Source organism: Kitasatospora sp. NPDC096128 (assembly GCF_040303105.1).
Lineage (GTDB): Bacteria > Actinomycetota > Actinomycetes > Streptomycetales > Streptomycetaceae > Kitasatospora.
The window spans coordinates 45,341-63,188 of sequence record NZ_JBEOSP010000014.1 but is presented as its reverse complement, the minus strand read 5'-3'; the positions used below and the strand labels follow the sequence as shown (position 1 = coordinate 63,188).

The window sequence follows — 17,848 nt, the reverse complement described above, 5'->3', positions numbered from 1 at the left end:
CCGGGGGTGTGGTGTGTGGTGTCAGCTGCTGGGGACAGGTGGTCGGGCACGGTTTCGGGCGCGGTATCGGGCACGTCGTCGGACCCGTCAGTCGAGCATCTGGTGGAGCGCGGGGAACACGATCAGGACGGTCATCAGCAGGGTCAGGGCGGCGCCCGGCGCGACCATCCGTTCGCTGTCGGCGTTCGCGCGGGCGAGGTCCTCGGCGAGCAGCTCGCCGCGCAGGCCCTTGGCCCGGGCCCGCAGGGTGTCGTACACGGCGGCGCCGTCGGTGCCGGACAGCCGCATGATGTCGGCCACGTCCTGCAGCGGACTGAGGCCCAACTCCTCGGCCAGCGCGTCGAGTCCGGCCCAGGGCGGGAGCCGGTCGGTGGCGGCGCGCTCCAGCGCGTCGCGGATCCGCCCGAACACCACGCCCTGCCCGACCGAGGCCGCCCGGCGCAGCGCCTCGGCGGGGCCGCAGTCGGCGGCCCGCTCCATGGCGACGAGTTCCAGGTAGGCGGCGATGCCGTGCAGGTACTCGGTGCGCGCCTCCTTCGCCTCGCCGCGCACCACCGCGTCCGGGACGAACCAGAGCAGTCCGGCCAGCAGCGGCCCGACGACCAGCGGCAGGGCGAACGGCAGGCCGACGTCCACCAGCACGGCCATCGCGCCCAGGTAGGCGGGCAGCAGCAGGCCGAGCGCGGCGAACAGCAGCTTGTGCACCATGAACCGGGCCGGGGTGCGGCCGATCAGGGCGAGTTCGCGGCGCGGGATCGTCACCCCCCGCAGGGTGAGCGAGCGCTCGCCGATCCGGTCGTACCAGCTCGGCCGCTCGTCCGGGTCCTGCTCGCGGTCGGCCGGGGTGCGGTGCAGCCGGTCCAGCGCCTGGCGCAGGTCCGGTGGCGCGGGCCGCAGTTCGGCGACCAGCAGGGCGAGGCCGCCGGCCGCGACGGCGCCGGCCAGCACGGACCAGGGGGAGATCACCGGACCTCCCCGAGCTGCTCGACCGGCTCCGGCCCGGAACCGCGCAGCCGGCGCCCGCCCCTGCTGCGCCGGTCCGGGGCGAGCAGCCGGGGCACCGGCGGGTGCGAGGCCAGGGCCCGCATCCAGGCGATGATCGCGACGAACAGGGCGGCGACCACGGCCAGCACGATCTGGCCGAGGAAGGTCCCGTACGGGCGGGTGTACTCGGTGTTGAAGGAGCCGACCGTGACGACCAGCACGATGATGCCGACCAGCCAGCGGATGGTGGTGCGGTGCTTGGCCCGGTCGGCCTCGATGGCTCGGCGCTGGCGGACCTCCTCGCGCACCGAGTCGGCCATGTCGGCGAGCGTCCGGGCCAGGCCCGGGCCGCTGTCGCCGGCCCGCAGCACCAGGGCGGCGAGCACCTTGTCGGCGGTGGCGTCGGCCAGGCTGTCGGCGAAGGCGTGCAGCGCCTCCTCGGGCCGCCACCGGGCCTGCAGCCGGGCGGCCAGTTCGGCGATCTCGTCCTCCAGGGCGGCGGGCGCGGTACGGCGGCTGGTGACGATGGCCTGGTTGAGGCCGACGCCGAGCAGCAGTACGTCGGCGATCCGCTGGGTCCACTCGGAGAGCGCCTCCAGCCGCTCGATCCGGTGGGTGTCCGGGCGGGTGGTGTCGAACAGCCAGGGCAGGCCGAAGACGGCCAGCGGCACCAGCAGCGCGGTCAGCGGGATGCCGGTGAACAGCCAGGCCAGCGGGGCGCCGACGAGTGCGAGCGGCAGCTGGATCCGGCGCAGCCGCACCATCCGCAGCGAGGCGCTGCCCGGGGCGCCGTACCAGAACACGTGGGCGCGGCCGGCCAGCGGGTTGGCCCGGGCGGCGGGCTCGTCCTCGTCGGCGGGCTCGCTGCCGCGCACCCAGGCCACGAGGGCGACCAGGCCGCCCGTGAGCGCCAGCCCGCACAGGGCGAAGAGCAGCATCACCGCGCGCCACCGCCGATCCGCAGCTGCAGCGGGGCGGCCCAACTGCCGTACCGGGAACCGAGCAGCGCGGCGTCGAAGCCGGCCCGGCGCAGGTCGTCCAGGCACTGCGGCGGGGTGTGCGGGACGGCGCGCGGCTCGCCCAGCTCCGGCCGGGGGCCGAAGACGGTGTTCAGCGCGGGCCGGCCGCTCTCGCCGAGGCCGGTGACCTCCAGGACGTGGGAGACGAAGCGGTGCCGGCGGCCGCCGACGGCGGTCTCGTCGACCATGGAGACATGCACGATGAGGTCCAGGGCGTTGGCGGTCAGCCGGTAGGCGAGCGCGTCGGTCATGTGCGAGCCGTACTCCAGGCAGAGTTCGGCGATGCGGTCGACCACCATGTGCGGGCCGCGGGCGTGCAGGGTGCACATCGAGCCGCCCTCGCCGTTGGTCATGACCCGCAGCATCGGGACGACCTCGCCGGAGCGGACCTCGCCGACGATGATCCGCGAGAGGGTCATCCGCAGCGCGGCCGGGATGAGGTCGCCGATCGTCAACTCCCCGGCCAGGCGGCCCTCGACGCGCTCGCCGTTGCCCTCCCGGGCCTCCATCGGGACGACCTGGCGCAGGTGGCCGAGGGTGTGCAGCCAGAGCTCGAACTCCGACTCCAGGGTGCCGATCCGCTCGTCCGGCGGGATCTCGGCGGCCATCGCGCGCAGCAGACTGGTCTTGCCGACGCCCTGGGTGCCGGTGATCATCACGTTCTTCCGGGCCCGGATCGCGGCGGCCAGGAAAGCCGCCAAGGTCCCGTCCAGGGTGCCGAGTTCGACCATCTCGGGCAGTGTCGCCGAGGCCACCCGGTGGCGGCGGATCGCCACGTACGGGCGGGGCGTCACCTCGGTCAGCGCCTGGAGGCGCATGCCGCCCTCAAGGCGCAGGGCGAGGGTCGGGCTGGCGGTGGACAGGCTGCGCTCGCCGCCACCGTGCTGCCGGGCCAGGTCCTGGAGCAGTTCGACGAGTTCGGCGTCGCTGTCGGCCACCGGCGGTACCTGGCGCAGGGGTTGGTGCACCTTGGAGACCCAGACGTCGTCGCAGCCGTTGACCAGGATGTTCTCGATCTCCGGGTCGTCCAGGTAGGGCTGCAGCCGGCCGGCCCGGAACAGCAGGTCGAAGACGGCCTCGGCGAGGGCGCGGTCCTGGTCCCGGGTGGGCGGGATGCCGTGGGTCTGGGCGTAGGCGTCGGACCAGCGGGCGACCGCCTCCTCGATCAGCGCGCGGCCGCGCTGACGACGGGTGGCCCGGTCCGGCTCGGTGCCCGAGGTGGTGGTCAACCGGGTGATCTGCTGGTGCAGTTCGGCGGCGACCTGGCGCTTGAGCTCACGCGCGACCTGCGGGTCGACGGCCGGCCGGGTGGCGGTACCGCGCACGTCCAGCGAGGGCAGCTGGGCGGGCACGGCGGTGGGTCCGACGGCGTCACCGGCGCCGGGGGCGACGGGCTGCGGGGCGACCGGGCCGGGCTGGTACGCCTGCGGCTGCGACTGGTGCTGGGGCTGGTACTGGGGCTGGGTCTGGTACTGGCCGGCGGCCGGTGCCGGCGCGGCCCAGGGCAGGGCGGCCGGGTCGGCCGCCGGGTGCTGGTGCAGGGGGCTACCGCGCACGGAGCACCTCCCCGGGGTTGTACGGATACCGGTCGTCGTCCTGACGGTCCGTCACCGTGGGCTGCTGGAGCTGGTACTGGCCGTCCTCGTCGGCCCGCCCGGCCCCTTGGACGTGCGCCGGGAACGGCGCCGGGGCGGCGGGCTGCGGCGCAAGTCCGGCGAGCGGCGCGACCGGACCGGTGGTAATCACCGGCGGGGCGTAGGAGGGCGGCTCGGCCGCGCCGGGGCCGGGGTCCGCCTGACCGTAGCCGGGCTGCCCGGAGCCGGACTGGGCGTAGCCGGGCTGGGCGTAGCCGGACTGGCCCTGGGGCTGCGCCCGGTATCCCTGGTGAGCCTGGTAGGTCTGGTCCGGGTGGGCGGGCTGCCCGTACGGGGCCGGCACGGGCACCGCCGGTGTGGGCGGCACCGGAGCGACGGGACCGCCCGGCCCGACCGGCGTCGGCGCGGCGGATACGGCCACGGGCACGGGCTGCGCGGGCCCGACCGCGGGCGCGACCGCGGCGACCGCGTTCGGTGCGAGCCGCTGCCGCCGGCGGCGGACCAGCGCTTGCACCTCGTCCGCCGCCGACCGCGCCGTGCGCATCAGCTCCGAGCGGATGAACCGCCGGTCGGTGGTGTCCCCGCCGTCGGAGAGCACCCGGGCGGTGCGGGTGGCGTGCGGCAGTTCCCCGAGCACCGGCAGGCCGAACTCGCGGGAGACCTCCGCCCCCGAGTACGGCCCTTCCGCGACCAGCAGCAGTCCGAGCGCGTCCGCCCCCGTCCCGGCGGCGGCGAGGTCCTCGCCGAGCGCGGCGAGCCGGGGGCGGGCCGAGCTCAGTCCGCGCAGCGTGCTGCGGACCGTCACCGCCACCACGTCGGCGCGGCGGGCCAGCACCCCGCTGGTCCCGGTGGCGCCGGAGCGGCCGAGGTCGACGATGACGTCGTAGCCCTGCTGCTCGATGCCGTGCAGCAGTTCGGCGAGCGGCTCCCAGGTGTAGGCGAGGCCGGAGGCCTGGACCGGGTCGGTGAGGCCGGGCAGCAGCAGCCGCTCGGCGTTGCCCTCGGGCGAGAGGTCGATCAGCTGCTCCCAGATGGTCTGGGCGAGCAGTCCGCGCCGGTCGGCGACGGCCAGGTTGCGCAGCCCGTACACCGCCTCGACCCGGCCCTCGAGGGCTCCGGCGAGCACGGCGCCGCCGTCCGGGTCGGCCTCGACCAGCAGGATCCGCCGGCCGGGCTGGAGCGGCCAGGCGAGCAGCAGCGCCAGGGCGGTCGTGGTCGCACCGGGCGCGCCCGGGCCGCCGACGACCGCGATCACCGCCATCAGGCGCCACCCGTTCCGGCCGGGGTCGAGGGCGCGCCGGCCCCCGCGGAGGAGGCACCGCCCGAGGGAGCCGCGCCAGAGGGAGCAGCGCCCGAGGGGGCCGCCGACGGGGAGGCCGACGGGGAGGTCGGGGCGCCACCGGCCTGGCCGGTCCCGCCCGCGGCGGGGCGCGGCGCCAGCAGCACCTGGATCCGGCCGCCGGCCACCCACTGCGCCAGCCGCGGCCCGTCCGCCGAGCCGACCGCCACGTCGACCACCTGGCTGCCGTCGGTGTCCACCCGGCCGACGGTGATGACCGTCGCGGCCAGCGAGTCCGGCCGGCCGTTGTCGGGGGTGTTGACCACCACGATCTGCACCCCGGGCTGGAGCCGGCTGGCGGGCAGCTGGGTGCGCTTGGCCGACACCCCGACCACGATCTGCCCCGGCTGCACCGACAGGCCCTGCGCCAGGTCCGAACCCGTCAGCATGGCACCGCGCTTGAGGTCGGTGGCGGCCCGCAGGCCGACCGCCCTGCCCCGGTCCTGGGCCGCCACCGGACGCAGCGCCGGGTCGCCCGCGATCCGGGCCACCACCAGGTCGTCGTCGGTGATCACCTGCCCCCAGGGCACGTCCCGGGCCAGCGCCAGCACCGCGACCCGCTGACCGGTGCTGTTGTAGAGGACGGCGCCGCCCAGCCCGCCGGCCGCGATCAGCGCGACCGCCATCGCGAGCACCGCGGGGCGCCGGCGCCGGGCCCGCAAGGTGCGGCCGGGCGCGTGCGGGGTGGCCCGGCCGCGGCCCTGCTCCTGCTGCTCCGGCACCGTCACGGACACCGCGGCGCCCGCCGGTGTGCCGGTCCCCGGCGTCGCGAATGTACGGTTCTCCACCGGGTTCCGCCCTTCCTCTTTCGCTTTCCGGATCGTCAGTGGCCGAACGGCCGGTGTGGCAGGGTCAGTTGAGGACCTGGACCTCGGCGACCTTGAGCGCGAGGTCCGATCCGCGCGGCATGTCGATGTCGAAGGTCTTCGCCTGCGGCCCGGTGATCACCACATGGGCCCGCCAGTGCGCGGTCACGGTGCCGGTGAAGACACCGCCCTTCCGGGTGCCCGAGCCGGCCGCGAACTCGTAGCCGCAGTCGGGGGACTTCGCGTCCTTGTACACGGGGTCGTACGGCGTCCCGGCCGTGGCGCAGTCCACCGTCATCCCCTGGCCGAAGTCCCAGGTCATGCCGTCCAGTTGCGCGGTGACGGTGACGGAGGCGCCCGGCACCGTGAGCGAACTCGGCTTGGGCGCCACCATGCCCTCGGCCCAGAGCCAGACCGGCGCCTTCACCACGGCCGTCTCCTTGGGCGCGAGGCCCGCCTTCGGGGCCGGGAAGGCCATCCGGTCGGCGAGCAGCTTCGCCTGGACGGTCAGGTTGATCACCGGGGTCGCGCCCGCCGCGTTGCTCACGAACTGGGTCTGCAGGCCGTCCTGCCCGCCGGCGGTCTGCGGGCAGACCTTGGAGTAGACGGAGCCCTCCGAGGGCTTGTGCCCCTCCCAGGCCTTGTCGCCCTCGGCCGGCTGCTGGTCCAGGGGCCGGAAGTAGCACCCGACGTCGCTGTTGAAGTAGCCGCGCTCCGGGTCGTAGCAGGCCCACTGGGTGTCGTGGTAGCTGCACAACTGCGGCCCGCCGCCCCCGGTGTCGCCCCCGCCCTGCGAGGTGCCGGACGTGCTGGTACTGCTGCCGCCGGTGCCGACGTGCGAGCAGATCACACTCGGGGAGCACGTGTTCGCCCCGGCGTCCGGTGGTTCGTCCGCCGTCGCCGTTACCGCCGAGGACAACAACAGCCCGGCGGACAACGAAGCGACGACCGCGAACCGCCGGGCCGGTTTCGGTGAGTTCAGCATGTCCGGTCCACCTCCCGCTTGAAGTCGTAGATCAGCCAGTGCGCTTGGAACCAACGCAGGGAAGCGGTCGCGACATAACGGTTCAGTCGGTCGGCCGGATCCTTCGCGGTACGGGTGACGGCATCGACGCGGTGCCAGTCCGAGACGTCGACGCAGTCCTCGATCACCGCGGTCTGCGGATCGGCATTCAGGTCGACGGCCTTCACCACGGCCGAATTCCGCGGCATTCCGGTCATCAGCAGTTTGCCGTCGTGGAGTTGACGGAGGCCGACCAGGGCATCGGACAGGGCCCGCCCGGAGGAGTACGCCTCGAGCGCGGAACCGTCCGAATCCATACGCCCGTAGGCCGTGGCCTGAGCCTGCCACCAGTCCTGATACGTCCTCAGGGCCAGCCGCCCCCGGGCCCCTTCCGGCCCGTCGGTCGGCGCGATCGCGCCGTTTGCCGAACCACCCGAAGGAGTTAACGGATCCACTCCCGCAACCGTGGGCACGGGCGACCCCAGATGATCGACGGAACCGCCGCCACCACCACTCGCACAAGCGCCGAGCAGCAGCATCAGAACCGCCCCGCCAGTCCCAACCGCCCCAGGGCGCAACACATTTCCGCGCTGCCGCATCGCCCCACCTCGTCGCGACCGAGCCGATCCGTGATCAACGGCCGCCAGGAGAATTCCGAAGTCCCGCCGATGTTTCCGCTGGGGATCGATTCTTCGCCAACCCACCCCATCACGGCAACACCTCAGGCCCCCTGACCTTACGCGGAAGGCGGTTCCGTCGGGGCGTTTTCCCGCCACAGAACGGCCAACAGTTCTTCGGAAAGCGACAATCCGGCCAATGCGCCCCGGACAGCGGCCCGATTGCGCATCAACAGGCGCCCGCCGTGCGGCGGAACGAGCAGGCGCGCGCCCGGCGCACCCGAACTACCGGGCGGATCACCCCCGTCCAGCAACCCGGCGACGGCGGGCTGGAGGTCCAGCGGGGCGACCGCCGCCGGGGCCCCCGGGACGCCCTGCCGCAGGACGGCGGTGAGCGCCCGGCTGAACGAGCCCTCCTCGCCCGGCAGTACGGCGTCCCGGCCGCGTCTGCCCGGGGCGTAGCGGCCGATCCGGCCCCACAGCGGGACCCTGGAGTAGCTGAGCAGCTCGCCCGCGCTGTCCTCGCCGGAGCGCTCCAGCGCCGTCCAGGTATCGCGGTCGGCCACCGCGTCGACCAGCAGCAGCGCCTCCTCCTGGTCCCCGTGCACCATCGCGCTGACCACCCAGTCCCAGGCCAGGCCGCGGCGGTAGGCGTTGTCGGGGGTGCTGCCCCGGGTGACCAGGGCGAGCCGGCGCCCGCGCGGGTCGGCCACCAACTGGCCGACCAGGCAGACCACCAGCCAGCGGCCGGGGTGCTGGGCGGCGTCCCGCACCGCCGTCAGCATCGCGTTGGCGTCCGCGTCCGGTGCGACGGCCGTCACCCGGCAGCCCGCGGCACCGGTGTCGAAGCACATCCCGGGCAGCACCTCGGCCAACAGCCTGGCGCCCGCCGGGGCGTGCGCCGACCCGCCATAGGCCCGGTCGGGCCCGCCGTCCGCCCCGATCACCACCAGATCGACTCCGCCGGCCATCCGTCCGCCCCCTCCTGCGCCCACCCCTCCACCGATCCCGCCGCGGGGCAGGCTACCGCTCCGGGCGGGCGCCGACGGGGCTCCCGGCCCGTCCGCCCAGGGACCATGGGCCCTATCGACGCCCGCGCCGACCGAGGACGATCGGACGCATGGAGCGTGAGGACCGTGTGGAGACCCTGAGCGAGGCCGAGTGCCTGCGGCTGCTCAGCACCGTGCCCGTCGGGCGCGTGGTGTACACCGAGCACGCGCTGCCGGCCGTCCTGCCGGTCTCCTTCGAGGTCCTGGACGGGCGGCTGGTGCTCGCCGTACGCCGGGGAAGTGCCACCGCGCGCGGGCTTGACGGCACGGTGGTGGCCTTCCAGGCGGACCAGCTGGACCCGGTCACCCGCACCGGGTGGAGCGTGCTGGTGCACGGACGGGCCGACGCGGTCAGCGAGCCCGCACAGGTGCGGCGGGTGCTGCGCTCCGGGCTGCGGCCGTGGGTGGGGGATCCCGAACCGCTGTTCATCGCCCTGGTGCCGGAACTGGTGAGCGGCCGTCGGCTGTTCCCGGCCGGGTGGGGCGCCCCGGGGGCGGGCTCGCCGACGCAGGACTCGCCGGGGTTGGGCTCGCCGGGGTTGGGCTCGCCGGGACCGGACTCGACGGGGCGGCCGCTGCTGCGGCCCTGAGCTCGGGTTTCGTGCTCCGCTCCTGACAGGTACCGGCGGGTAGGCATACGCTTCCCGCGTCCTGACCCCTCCCCGGGGCCCGTCCCCCACCAGGAGCGCACCGTGACGACCTTCGCCTCCCTCGCCGAGCTGACCGCCGCCGTCGGCACCGAGCTGGGCACCAGCGAGTGGCACACCATAGACCAGCGGAAGATCGACCTGTTCGCCGAGGCGACCGGGGACCACCAGTGGATCCACGTCGACCCGGAGCGGGCGAAGGAGAGCCAGTTCGGCTCGACCATCGCGCACGGCTACCTGACCCAGTCGATGATCCCGGTGCTGGCCAAGGAGTGCTACGGCGTCGAGGGCGTGCGGATGGCGCTCAACTACGGCTCGGACAAGGTGCGGTTCCCGGCCCCGGTGCCGGTGGGCACGGCGATCCGGGCCACCGCCGAGCTGCTCTCGGCCACCGAGGTACCGGGCGGGGTCCAGGCGGTGGTGCGCTTCACCATCACCAGCGAGCGGAGCAGCAAGCCGCACTGCGTCGCGGAGGCGATCACCCGCTTCTACGCGTAGGACCGGCAGGCGGCCGCCGGGCGGCCTGGCAGGGGGCGCGGGGCGCGGGCGGCGACCGGGGCAGTGCCCGGGCGGGCACCGGGTACGCCGATTGGACCGCACCGGGCTCCCCACCGGGTCCGAACGGCCCACGGCGAGTAACGTCCGACGAGATGGTTGTCGTACCCCAGTGGCCTCCTGCGCCGCCGGGGTACGCCCCCCGGCCTGCCCGGTAGCCGTGACCGTCCCTGGAGGAGCCGTGCCCCGCCCCGTTCCGTGGTTCTCCCGCCTCGCCGGTCTGACCTCACAGTTCGCGCCGCCCCCCACCGCACCGGACGCCGACCGCGCCGCGCTCGGCCGCGACACCCCGGACCGCACCGTCCCCGGCCTGGCCGGGCTGCCGCGCGCCGCCTGGCACCGGGTCCGCACCGACGCCTTCGGGGCCGACCCCCGGGGCGAGCGGCTGGCCCGGATCCACCGCTCGCCCCAGTTCGCCGACGGCGCCTTCCGCAACCCGGTGCCGACCCGGCGCCTGGTCTACGAGCGGAGCCCGCTGGAGATCACCCTCGCCCAGCTGAGCGGGGACAAGACCCGCCGCGCGCCCGCCGCCGCCGTACCGGTGCACCGGCTGCTCCCGGTCGACCTCGCCGCTCCGCCGGCCTCCGGACTGCGGCTCACCTGGCTGGGACACGCCACCGTGCTCGCCGAGATCGGCGGACGACGCGTCCTGATCGACCCGGTCTGGGGCGAGCGCTGCTCCCCGTTCGGCTGGACCGGCCCCAAGCGGCTGCACCCGGTGCCGCTGCCCCTGTCCGAACTCGGGCCGGTGGACGTGGTGGTGATCTCGCACGACCACTACGACCACCTCGACATGCGCACCGTGCGGGCCCTGACCGGCGGCGACGCGGTGTTCGCCGTACCGCTCGGGGTCGGGGCGCACCTGGAGCACTGGGGCGTGCCGACCGGGCGGATCGTCGAGCTGGACTGGTGGGAGTCGGCCGAGGTCGCCGGGCTGACCCTGACCGCCACGCCCGCCCGGCACTACTGCAGCCGCGGCCCGCGCACCAGCGCGCTGTTCCTCTGGGCGTCCTGGGTGATCGCGGGCGGCGGGCACCGGATCTTCCACAGCGGGGACACCGGCTACTTCCCCGGCTTCGCGGAGATCGGCCGCCGGCTCGGCCCGTTCGACGCGACGATGATGCAGGTCGGCGCGTACAGCGAGTTCTGGCCCGAGGTGCACATGACCCCCGAGGAGGGCGTCCGGGCGCACCTGGACCTGGGCGGCGAGCTGCTGCTGCCGATCCACTGGTGCACCTTCAACCTGGCGGTCCACCCCTGGGAGGAGCCCGCCGAACGCGTCGTCACCGCCGCCCAGGCGCTCGGCGCCCACCTGGCGGTGCCCCGCCCCGGCAAGCCCTTCGAACCCGCCGACCCACCGGCGCTTCGGCTGTGGTGGCGCGCCGTCGCGGCCAGGCCGCGCGGCATCGAGCCGCTGGTCGCGGAGCGGACGGAGGTCCGGGAACAGGCAACGGGCTTCAGCGAACAGATTTCAAACTCTGTTCGCTGAAATCTGTTATCTGTTTGCTGTTATCTGTTCGCTGTCATCTGTTCGCTGTCACCCGTCCACGGTGACCCGGCCCGCCCCGGCCCGCCGCCGACGGCGGATCACCGCCCAACCCGCCTCCTGCACCAGCAGGGTGAGCACCCCGGCCAGCACGATCCCCAGCAGGTTCAGCAGCAACTGCACGCTGGAGCCCCAGAACTGATCGACCTTGCCGTACCCCAGCGCCACCGCCGCGTTGGCGGCGGCGGGCACGGTGGTGACCGAGATCGCGACGCCCACCAGGGTGCCCGCCTTCGCGGAGGTCAGCGAGAGCAGCCCGGCGATGCCGGCCAGGAAGGCGACCACGAAGGAGGTCGCGTCGGGTTGCCAGATGAACGAGGTGTTCGGTCGCGCGGCCTCGAACGCGGCCTCCGAGAACAGTCCCAGAGCGTCCATCAGCAGCCCGAAGCAGACGGTCAGCGCCATCGCCACCAGGAAGCCCGTCACCAGGGCGTTCAGCGAGCGCAGCGCCGGGCGCGTCCGCCGCTGGACGAGGGCCACGCAGAGCCCGGCCAGCGGCCCGAACTCAGGGCCCACCGCCATCGCGCCGACGATCAGGATGGCACTGTCCAGCACCGAGCCGCAGGCGGCCAGCATGGTGGCGACGGTGAGGAAGGCCAGGAACACCCAGGTGAGGGTGGACTCCTCGTGGGTGATCTCGGAGACCGACTCCCATACCAGCGCGTCGGCCCCCTCCCCCGGGGCCAGCCGTTCGGCCTCGTCGGCAGCCGCCGAGAGGGACAGTTCGAGCGCCGAGACGTCGATCGCCCCGCACTCGACCAGACCCGTCCCGCGCAGCGCGCCCAGTACCTCGTCCAGCGCCTCCCGGGCCACGTCGCACAGCACCACGTCCCCGGCGGGCCGGACGGCCGCGTCCGGCAGGACCACCACGTGGGTGACCCCGACCGCGTCGTCCAGGCAGCCGAGCACCGGCTCGCGCAGGTCGGGCGGAACGATCAGACGAAGGTGCAGCACGGGCACTCCGGTGCGAGGCGGACGGAACGGATCCGCCCACCCTAGGGCCCGCCCGGCCACGCGGCGGTGTCCAGGACGGCCGACGGCCGCAGACAGGCGTACGCCTGCGCGGATCGCATCATGCGCAGCACGCTGGGTGACGGGTCCGACAGCCCCTCGACCGCACACCGTAATGAAACACGTTCTACCCGAGCCAGGCGTTACCCAGGTCACACCGCCGCACGGTTGCCTTCTGCCACTATGGGCCGGTGACCGACCTGAGAGAAGAGCAGCGACCGGCCGATCAGGCCCCCGGCCCGGCCGCCCCGTTCGCCGAACTGCTGGAGATCGAGCAGCTGGACGAGAACACGTTTCGGGGCCATTGCCACGCCGGTGCCCCGATGCGCGCCTTCGGCGGCCACGTCGCCGCCCAGGCCCTCGCCGCCGCCGGACGCACCAGTGCCACGGAGCGCGCGGTGCACTCGCTGCACGGCTACTTCCTGCTGCCCGGCGACCCGACCCGGCCGATCGAGTACCACGTCGACCGGCTGCGCGAGGGCTTCACCTACGCCACCCGCCGGGTCCGGGCGGTGCAGGACCGGAAGGAGATCTTCAACCTCACCGCCTCCTTCAAGCGCCCCGAACCGGCCACCGGCGGCGACCGCCAGCGCGAGGTGCCGCCGCTGCCCGCCCCGGAGACCCTGCCGGACGCCTTCTCGCACTCGGACGAGGGGCTGCGCACCTCGGTCAAGGCCTCCAACGGCTTCCGCGGCCTCGAACTGCGCTTCGTGCCGCCGGACGCCCCCGGCCTGCCGCCGGACGTCCCCGGGATGCCGCAGCAGTTCGTCTGGCTGCGCATCACCGGCCGGCTGCCGGACACCGACCCGCTGCTGCACAGCTGCGCGCTCACCTACCTGTCCGACCTCACCCTGGCCTCCACGGCCGGGCTGCACGAGCAGCCGAACTTCTTCCAGCGCACCGGGCCGTCCCGGCTGCTGATGACCTCGCTGGACCACGCGATGTGGTTCCACCGCCCGTTCCGGGCCGACGACTGGCTGCTGTTCGCCCAGCGCAGCCCCTCCGCCTCGGACGGCCGCGGCCTGTCGCTCGGCGAGTTCTACGACCGGGACGGCCGGCTGGTGGCCTCGGCCGTCCAGGAGGCGCTGATCCGCAGGATGCCCTGAGCCGGACCCGCCCCCGGACCCGCCCACCCGGCGCCCCAACGGCCGCCGACGACCGCCGACGACCGCCGGGGCCCGCCGGGACCCGCCGGGACCCGCCGGTGAAGACCACCTGCAGGCCGCCGGACGCCCCGGCGCGCGCCCGGGAGGACCGCGGTGACCGCCGGGCGAACGGAAGGGGGCCGGTCGGCGTCATACTCCTGAGCGGTCCCGGCCCGTATCATGGTGCGGGTGACCAAGGTTGACCTGTCACCACGGCCGGTGGAGGCGATGTCTCCGCGTCAGCTCGAACGCCGCGAAAGCCTGATCGCGGCCGCCCTCGCCCTGGTGAACGAGATCGGCGTCGAGCGGCTGCAGATGAAGCAGGTGTGCGAGCGGTCCGGAGTAGCCCTGGGGACGGCGTACCGCTACTTCTCCTCCAAGGACCACCTGCTGGCGGCGGCGATCGCCGAGTGGCACCGCCTGCTGCTGGCGGACCTGGTGGCCGAGCTGCGGGGACCGCGCGCCGGGCTGGGGGCCACCGACCGGGCCGTCCGGTTCGTCCGCGGCGGGATGCGGGCCTACCAGCGCCAACCCGAGCTGGCCCGGCTGCGGGTCGCCGTCGCCGCCTCCACCGACCCCTTCGCCAGCGAGGCCCTGCAAGGCATGGCCCGGGCCGACAGCGCCGCCCTCCAGGCGGTGACGGCCGAGGTGCCGGCGTCGGCCAGCGACCTGGTGCGGCACATCGTGGCGCACGCCTGGCAGGGTGAGCTGACGGCCTGGGTGACCGGCCGCACCACCCTCGGGGACGCCCGCCGGCGGCTGGAGGACGTGGTGCGGCTGGTGCTGACCCCGTACGAGACCCACTACCCGGCCCCGTACGAGGTCCGGTCCACCTCCACCGGCTGAGCCGGGGCGGCCCGGACGGCTGAGCACCTCCTCGGCGGCCGCCCGGCCCGGGCGAACACCGGCGCGGCCGACGCGGGCACGCGGGCGCCCCGGAGGAGCGCGGCGGCATCCGGACGGCACCGTCCGGATGCCGCCGCGTCTCCCGGCGCAGGGGTTCCGGCGCGTTCCGTGACCACGGCGGCGGGCGGGGGTTCGCGCCGGCCCAGGCCTTGACCTTCCCACCGGTGTGAACTCCTAGCGTTCCCGGTGTCGGAACAAGCCCCGCCGCACCGAACCCGAGGAGCCCCCGTGTCGTCCACCACCTCCGCCTTCGCCCCGCTCGCCCGGATCGTCCAGGGCTCCGGCCCCGGCCTGCTGCTCGCGCACGGCGCCGGCGGGAGCGCCCGGGACAACTGGGGCCCGCTGCTGCCCGACCTCGCCGCGCACCGCACCGTCGTCGCCCCCGACTACCCGGGCTCCGGCGACAGCCCGTACGAGCCCGGCGAGCCCACCCTGGACGAGTACGCCGACCGGCTGGTCGCCGCCGCCGACGAGGAGGGCCTCGACACCTTCGACCTGGCCGGCTTCTCGCTGGGCGCCGCCGTGGCCGTCCGGATCGCCACCCGCCACCCCGGGCGGGTCCGCTCGCTGCTGCTGATCGCGGGCCTGGCGGGCGGATCGGCGCGGCAGAGCGCGCTGTCCGAACTGATGGTCCGGCTGCGCGACCGGCCGGCCGAGCTCGCCGACCTGATGCTCACCGTCGTCCTCGGCCACAGCTGGGTGGACGCGCTGCCCGCCGACCGGCTCGCGGCGCTGCGGGCGGGGCTCGAGTCCCCGCTGCCGGCCGGGTTCCCGCAGCAGTTCCGGCTCGCCGCCCGTACCGACGTGCGCGCCGAGCTGGCCTCGATCACCGTGCCCACCCTGGTCGTCGGGGCCGCCGAGGACATGCTCGTCCAGCCGGCCCAGCACCGCCTGCTGGCCGCGGGCATCCCCGGCGCGCGCTATGTCGAACTGCCCAGCGGGCACCTGCCGATGGTCGAGGCGCTGCCCCAACTGCGCGCGGCCGTGCTGGAGTTCGTGACGGGCTGAGCAGCGCGGGGGACGCGTCGCGGTCCGGCTCCGGGAACACCCCCGTCCCGCCCCGCGTTGGCCCGGTCATGCGCATCGGAGAACTCGCCCGCCTGACCGGGGTGTCCGCCCGGCTGCTCCGCTACTACGAGGAGCAGGGGCTGCTCCAGCCCGCCCGCACCCCGGCCGGCTACCGCGAGTACCAGGAGGAGGACACCGTCCGGGTGTGGCAGATCCGCAGCCTGCTCGCGGCCGGCCTGCCCACCCGGGTCATCGCCGGGATCCTGCCCTGCGCCACCGGTCCGGCCCCCGCGCTGACGGCCTGCCCGAGCCTGCTCGCCACCCTGCGCGGCGAACTCGCCGACCTGGACGCCCGGATCGACGACCTCAGCCGCAGCCGCCGGGTGCTCTCCCACTACCTCGCGACCGCGCACGCCCCGAGCGAGGAGGAGCAGGCGGCCTGACGGGACGCAGGTCCGCACGCCCCCTCGGGTCGAAGGCCCCCACCGTCCGCCTGCCCGGCGCGCCCTCCCGGCACTCGCGCCGCCGACTGGACATAGTGCGACATACATCTTGAATCCCCGTATTCCGAGTATGTCGAGAGGCCCCCGATGAGCAGCCAGCCGCCGCAGCCCTCCCCTCGTGTGAAGGAGCCCGACGGGCCCGGCGAACCCGCCGCCACCCTCCCCACCGACCGGGCGGTGTTCGGCATCAGCGCCGTCCTGGTGCTGGCGGTGGTCGCCTGGGGCGTGTTCGCCGACGAGTCGCTCGGCCGTGCCTCCAGCACCGCGCTCGGCTGGGTCCTGCACAACTTCGGCTGGTTGTTCGTGGTGGCCGCCGACGTGTTCCTCGCCCTCACCGTGCTGCTCGCGTTCAGCCGCTTCGGCCGGATCCGGCTCGGCCGCGACGACGACGAACCCGAGTTCTCCACCCTCGCCTGGGTCGCCATGATGTTCAGCGCCGGCATGGGCATCGGCCTGATGTTCTACGGCGTCGGCGAGCCCCTGCAACTGTTCGCCGCCCCGCAGCCCGGCTCCGGCCTCGAAGCGCAGAGCGCGGCCGCCGCCCAGCAGGCGCTGGAGTTCTCGCTCTTCCACTGGACCCTGCACCCCTGGGCGATCTACGCGGTCGGCGGCCTCGCCCTCGCCTACACCACCTTCCGCAAGGGCCGTGGCAACCGGATCTCCGCCGCCTTCGTCCCGCTGATCGGGCAGCGCGGCGCGGACGGCTGGGCCGGGCGCACCATCGACCTGCTGGCCGTCTTCGCCACCGTCTTCGGCTCCGCGACCAGCCTCGGGCTCGGCGCCCTCCAGGTCGCCGACGGCCTCGGGTACATCACCTCCGTCCGCAACACCCAGAACGCCCAGCTCGTCATCATCGGCTCGCTGACCGCCGCCTTCGTGCTCTCCGCCTTCTCCGGCGTCCACAAGGGCGTCAAGTGGCTCTCCACCGCGAACGTGGTGCTGGCCTCGCTGATCATGGCCTTCGTCTTCGTGTTCGGGCCGACGGTCTTCGCGCTGGACTCGGTCCCGGCCACCGTCGGCGGCTACCTCTCCGACCTGCTCGCCATGTCCACCCAGACCGGCGCCTTCACCGACGAGAGCTGGCTCGGCTCCTGGACGATCTTCTACTGGGCCTGGTGGCTCTCCTGGGCGCCCTTCGTCGGCACCTTCATCGCCCGCATCTCGCGCGGCCGCACCATCCGGCAGTTCCTGCTCGGCGTGCTGCTGGTGCCCAGCGGGGCGACGGTGATCTGGTTCTGCGTCATGGGCGGCACCGCGATCCGGCTGGTCGGTACGGGCGCCGCCGACCTGGTCGCGACCATCCCGCGCGGCGCCGAGGCCTCGCTGTTCGAGATGCTGCGCTCGCTGCCGCTCGGCTCGGTCACCAGCGTGATCGCGGTGCTGCTGGTGATGACCTTCTTCATCACCAGCGCCGACTCCGCCTCCCTGGTGCTCGGCTCGCTCTCCAGCCGCGGCTCGCTGCACCCGCGCACCCCGCTGGTGGTGGTCTGGGGCGTGCTGATGGGCGGGGTCGCCGCCGCGCTGCTGCTGGCCGGCGGGCTCACCGCGCTGCAGAACGCCACCATCCTGGTCGCCCTGCCCTTCGTCGTGGTGATGCTGCTGCTGTGCGTCTCCCTGGTGAAGGAACTCCGCGAGGACCCGGCCGCCGGACCCTCCCGCTTCCACCCCGCCCACGGCCTGCGGGACGCCGTCCGGGTCGCGGTGGGCGAAGCCCTCGCGGAGCGCGGCCGGGGCCGCTGAGCCCGCTGGGCCCCGCGCTGACCAGCGCATACGCCCCGCCCGGCCGTCCGGTGGGGCGTATGCGGCCAACCGACGCCCGATCCCCGTCCGGACTTCACCCGCGCGTACCGACCGTTCACACCGCACTGGGAGCCTCCCTGTCATGAACGCCAGCCCTCAGGCGCCCTACCAGGAACCGCGCTTCCCGCTCCCCCAGCGCCACCGCCGCCTCCTCGCCTGCATCGCCGTCCTCGCCTCCATCGCCCTCGGCACCCTCGGCGTGGGCGCCACCGTGGAGACCGTCCAGCACGGCCCGCTCGCCACCGCCAGCGCGAGCAAGTAACCGACCGGTCCCGCCCCCAGCACCGCCGTCCGGCTCAGGACGCGGTGCTTTCG

General features: G+C 74.6%; 18 protein-coding genes. 9 read left to right on the top strand and 9 right to left on the bottom strand.

Going from position 1 to position 17,848, the window contains the following annotated elements; all coding sequences use genetic code 11:
• Positions 1 to 87: 87 nt before the first annotated feature.
• From ABTY61_RS17570 to ABTY61_RS17535, 8 genes are all read right to left on the bottom strand, one after another.
• The gene (locus tag ABTY61_RS17570; protein WP_350505890.1) at positions 88 to 966 is read right to left on the bottom strand and encodes a hypothetical protein; all 879 of its coding nucleotides are present in this window, start codon (positions 964 to 966) and stop codon (positions 88 to 90) included.
• On the bottom strand, positions 963 to 1,922 hold the full coding sequence (locus tag ABTY61_RS17565) for a type II secretion system F family protein (protein ID WP_350505889.1): 960 nt from the start codon (positions 1,920 to 1,922) through the stop codon (positions 963 to 965). Before ABTY61_RS17565 ends, ABTY61_RS17570 begins: the two co-directional genes overlap by 4 nt.
• Positions 1,922 to 3,559: a TadA family conjugal transfer-associated ATPase gene (locus ABTY61_RS17560; protein ID WP_350505888.1), complete on the bottom strand. Its 1,638-nt coding sequence runs from the start codon at positions 3,557 to 3,559 to the stop codon at positions 1,922 to 1,924. The genes ABTY61_RS17565 and ABTY61_RS17560 overlap by 1 nt, the downstream gene beginning before the upstream one ends.
• Positions 3,549 to 4,859: a CpaE-like family protein gene (locus tag ABTY61_RS17555; protein ID WP_350505887.1), complete on the bottom strand. Its 1,311-nt coding sequence runs from the start codon at positions 4,857 to 4,859 to the stop codon at positions 3,549 to 3,551. Before ABTY61_RS17555 ends, ABTY61_RS17560 begins: the two co-directional genes overlap by 11 nt.
• On the bottom strand, positions 4,859 to 5,725 hold the full coding sequence (locus ABTY61_RS17550) for an SAF domain-containing protein (RefSeq protein WP_350505886.1): 867 nt from the start codon (positions 5,723 to 5,725) through the stop codon (positions 4,859 to 4,861). The genes ABTY61_RS17555 and ABTY61_RS17550 overlap by 1 nt, the downstream gene beginning before the upstream one ends.
• Before the next feature lie 64 nt (positions 5,726 to 5,789).
• On the bottom strand, positions 5,790 to 6,728 hold the full coding sequence (locus ABTY61_RS17545; protein WP_350505885.1) for a hypothetical protein: 939 nt from the start codon (positions 6,726 to 6,728) through the stop codon (positions 5,790 to 5,792).
• Positions 6,722 to 7,285 (bottom strand): hypothetical protein, encoded by a 564-nt coding sequence (locus tag ABTY61_RS17540; protein WP_350505884.1) that lies wholly within the window; start codon positions 7,283 to 7,285, stop codon positions 6,722 to 6,724. The genes ABTY61_RS17545 and ABTY61_RS17540 overlap by 7 nt, the downstream gene beginning before the upstream one ends.
• A 197-nt stretch (positions 7,286 to 7,482) precedes the next feature.
• A complete protein-coding gene (locus ABTY61_RS17535) occupies positions 7,483 to 8,334 on the bottom strand; it encodes a hypothetical protein (RefSeq protein WP_350505883.1) in 852 nt (283 codons plus the stop codon).
• Positions 8,335 to 8,483: 149 nt separating this feature from the next.
• On the opposite strand from ABTY61_RS17535, the gene ABTY61_RS17530 reads away from it, so the two are divergent.
• From ABTY61_RS17530 to ABTY61_RS17520, 3 genes are all read left to right on the top strand, one after another.
• Complete coding sequence (locus tag ABTY61_RS17530) at positions 8,484 to 9,002, top strand: pyridoxamine 5'-phosphate oxidase family protein (protein WP_350505882.1); 519 nt, start codon at positions 8,484 to 8,486, stop codon at positions 9,000 to 9,002.
• A gap of 102 nt (positions 9,003 to 9,104) precedes the next feature.
• Positions 9,105 to 9,557, top strand: coding sequence for a MaoC family dehydratase (locus tag ABTY61_RS17525; protein ID WP_350505881.1), 453 nt, complete (start codon positions 9,105 to 9,107; stop codon positions 9,555 to 9,557).
• 367 nt (positions 9,558 to 9,924) lie between these two features.
• Positions 9,925 to 11,103, top strand: coding sequence for an MBL fold metallo-hydrolase (locus ABTY61_RS17520; RefSeq protein WP_350505997.1), 1,179 nt, complete (start codon positions 9,925 to 9,927; stop codon positions 11,101 to 11,103).
• 48 nt (positions 11,104 to 11,151) lie between these two features.
• Here ABTY61_RS17520 and ABTY61_RS17515 read toward each other — a convergent pair whose 3' ends face one another.
• Positions 11,152 to 12,114, bottom strand: a complete 963-nt coding sequence (locus tag ABTY61_RS17515) for a DUF389 domain-containing protein (RefSeq protein WP_350505880.1) — start codon at positions 12,112 to 12,114, stop codon at positions 11,152 to 11,154.
• A 248-nt stretch (positions 12,115 to 12,362) separates the two neighbouring features.
• Between ABTY61_RS17515 and ABTY61_RS17510 the strand changes: the two genes are divergently transcribed.
• The 6 genes from ABTY61_RS17510 (at position 12,363) to ABTY61_RS17485 (ending at position 17,795) form a co-directional block, all read left to right on the top strand.
• Positions 12,363 to 13,277: an acyl-CoA thioesterase gene (locus ABTY61_RS17510; protein WP_350505879.1), complete on the top strand. Its 915-nt coding sequence runs from the start codon at positions 12,363 to 12,365 to the stop codon at positions 13,275 to 13,277.
• A gap of 228 nt (positions 13,278 to 13,505) precedes the next feature.
• Positions 13,506 to 14,162 (top strand): TetR/AcrR family transcriptional regulator, encoded by a 657-nt coding sequence (locus tag ABTY61_RS17505; protein WP_350505878.1) that lies wholly within the window; start codon positions 13,506 to 13,508, stop codon positions 14,160 to 14,162.
• A 288-nt stretch (positions 14,163 to 14,450) separates the two neighbouring features.
• Positions 14,451 to 15,230, top strand: a complete 780-nt coding sequence (locus ABTY61_RS17500; protein WP_350505877.1) for an alpha/beta fold hydrolase — start codon at positions 14,451 to 14,453, stop codon at positions 15,228 to 15,230.
• A 68-nt stretch (positions 15,231 to 15,298) separates the two neighbouring features.
• Positions 15,299 to 15,673, top strand: a complete 375-nt coding sequence (locus ABTY61_RS17495) for a MerR family transcriptional regulator (RefSeq protein WP_350505876.1) — start codon at positions 15,299 to 15,301, stop codon at positions 15,671 to 15,673.
• 147 nt (positions 15,674 to 15,820) lie between these two features.
• Positions 15,821 to 17,473 carry a BCCT family transporter gene (locus tag ABTY61_RS17490; RefSeq protein ID WP_350505875.1) on the top strand — a complete coding sequence of 551 codons (1,653 nt, stop codon included), beginning with the start codon at positions 15,821 to 15,823 and terminating at the stop codon, positions 17,471 to 17,473.
• A gap of 142 nt (positions 17,474 to 17,615) precedes the next feature.
• Positions 17,616 to 17,795, top strand: coding sequence for a hypothetical protein (locus ABTY61_RS17485; RefSeq protein ID WP_350505874.1), 180 nt, complete (start codon positions 17,616 to 17,618; stop codon positions 17,793 to 17,795).
• Positions 17,796 to 17,848: the final 53 nt, after the last annotated feature.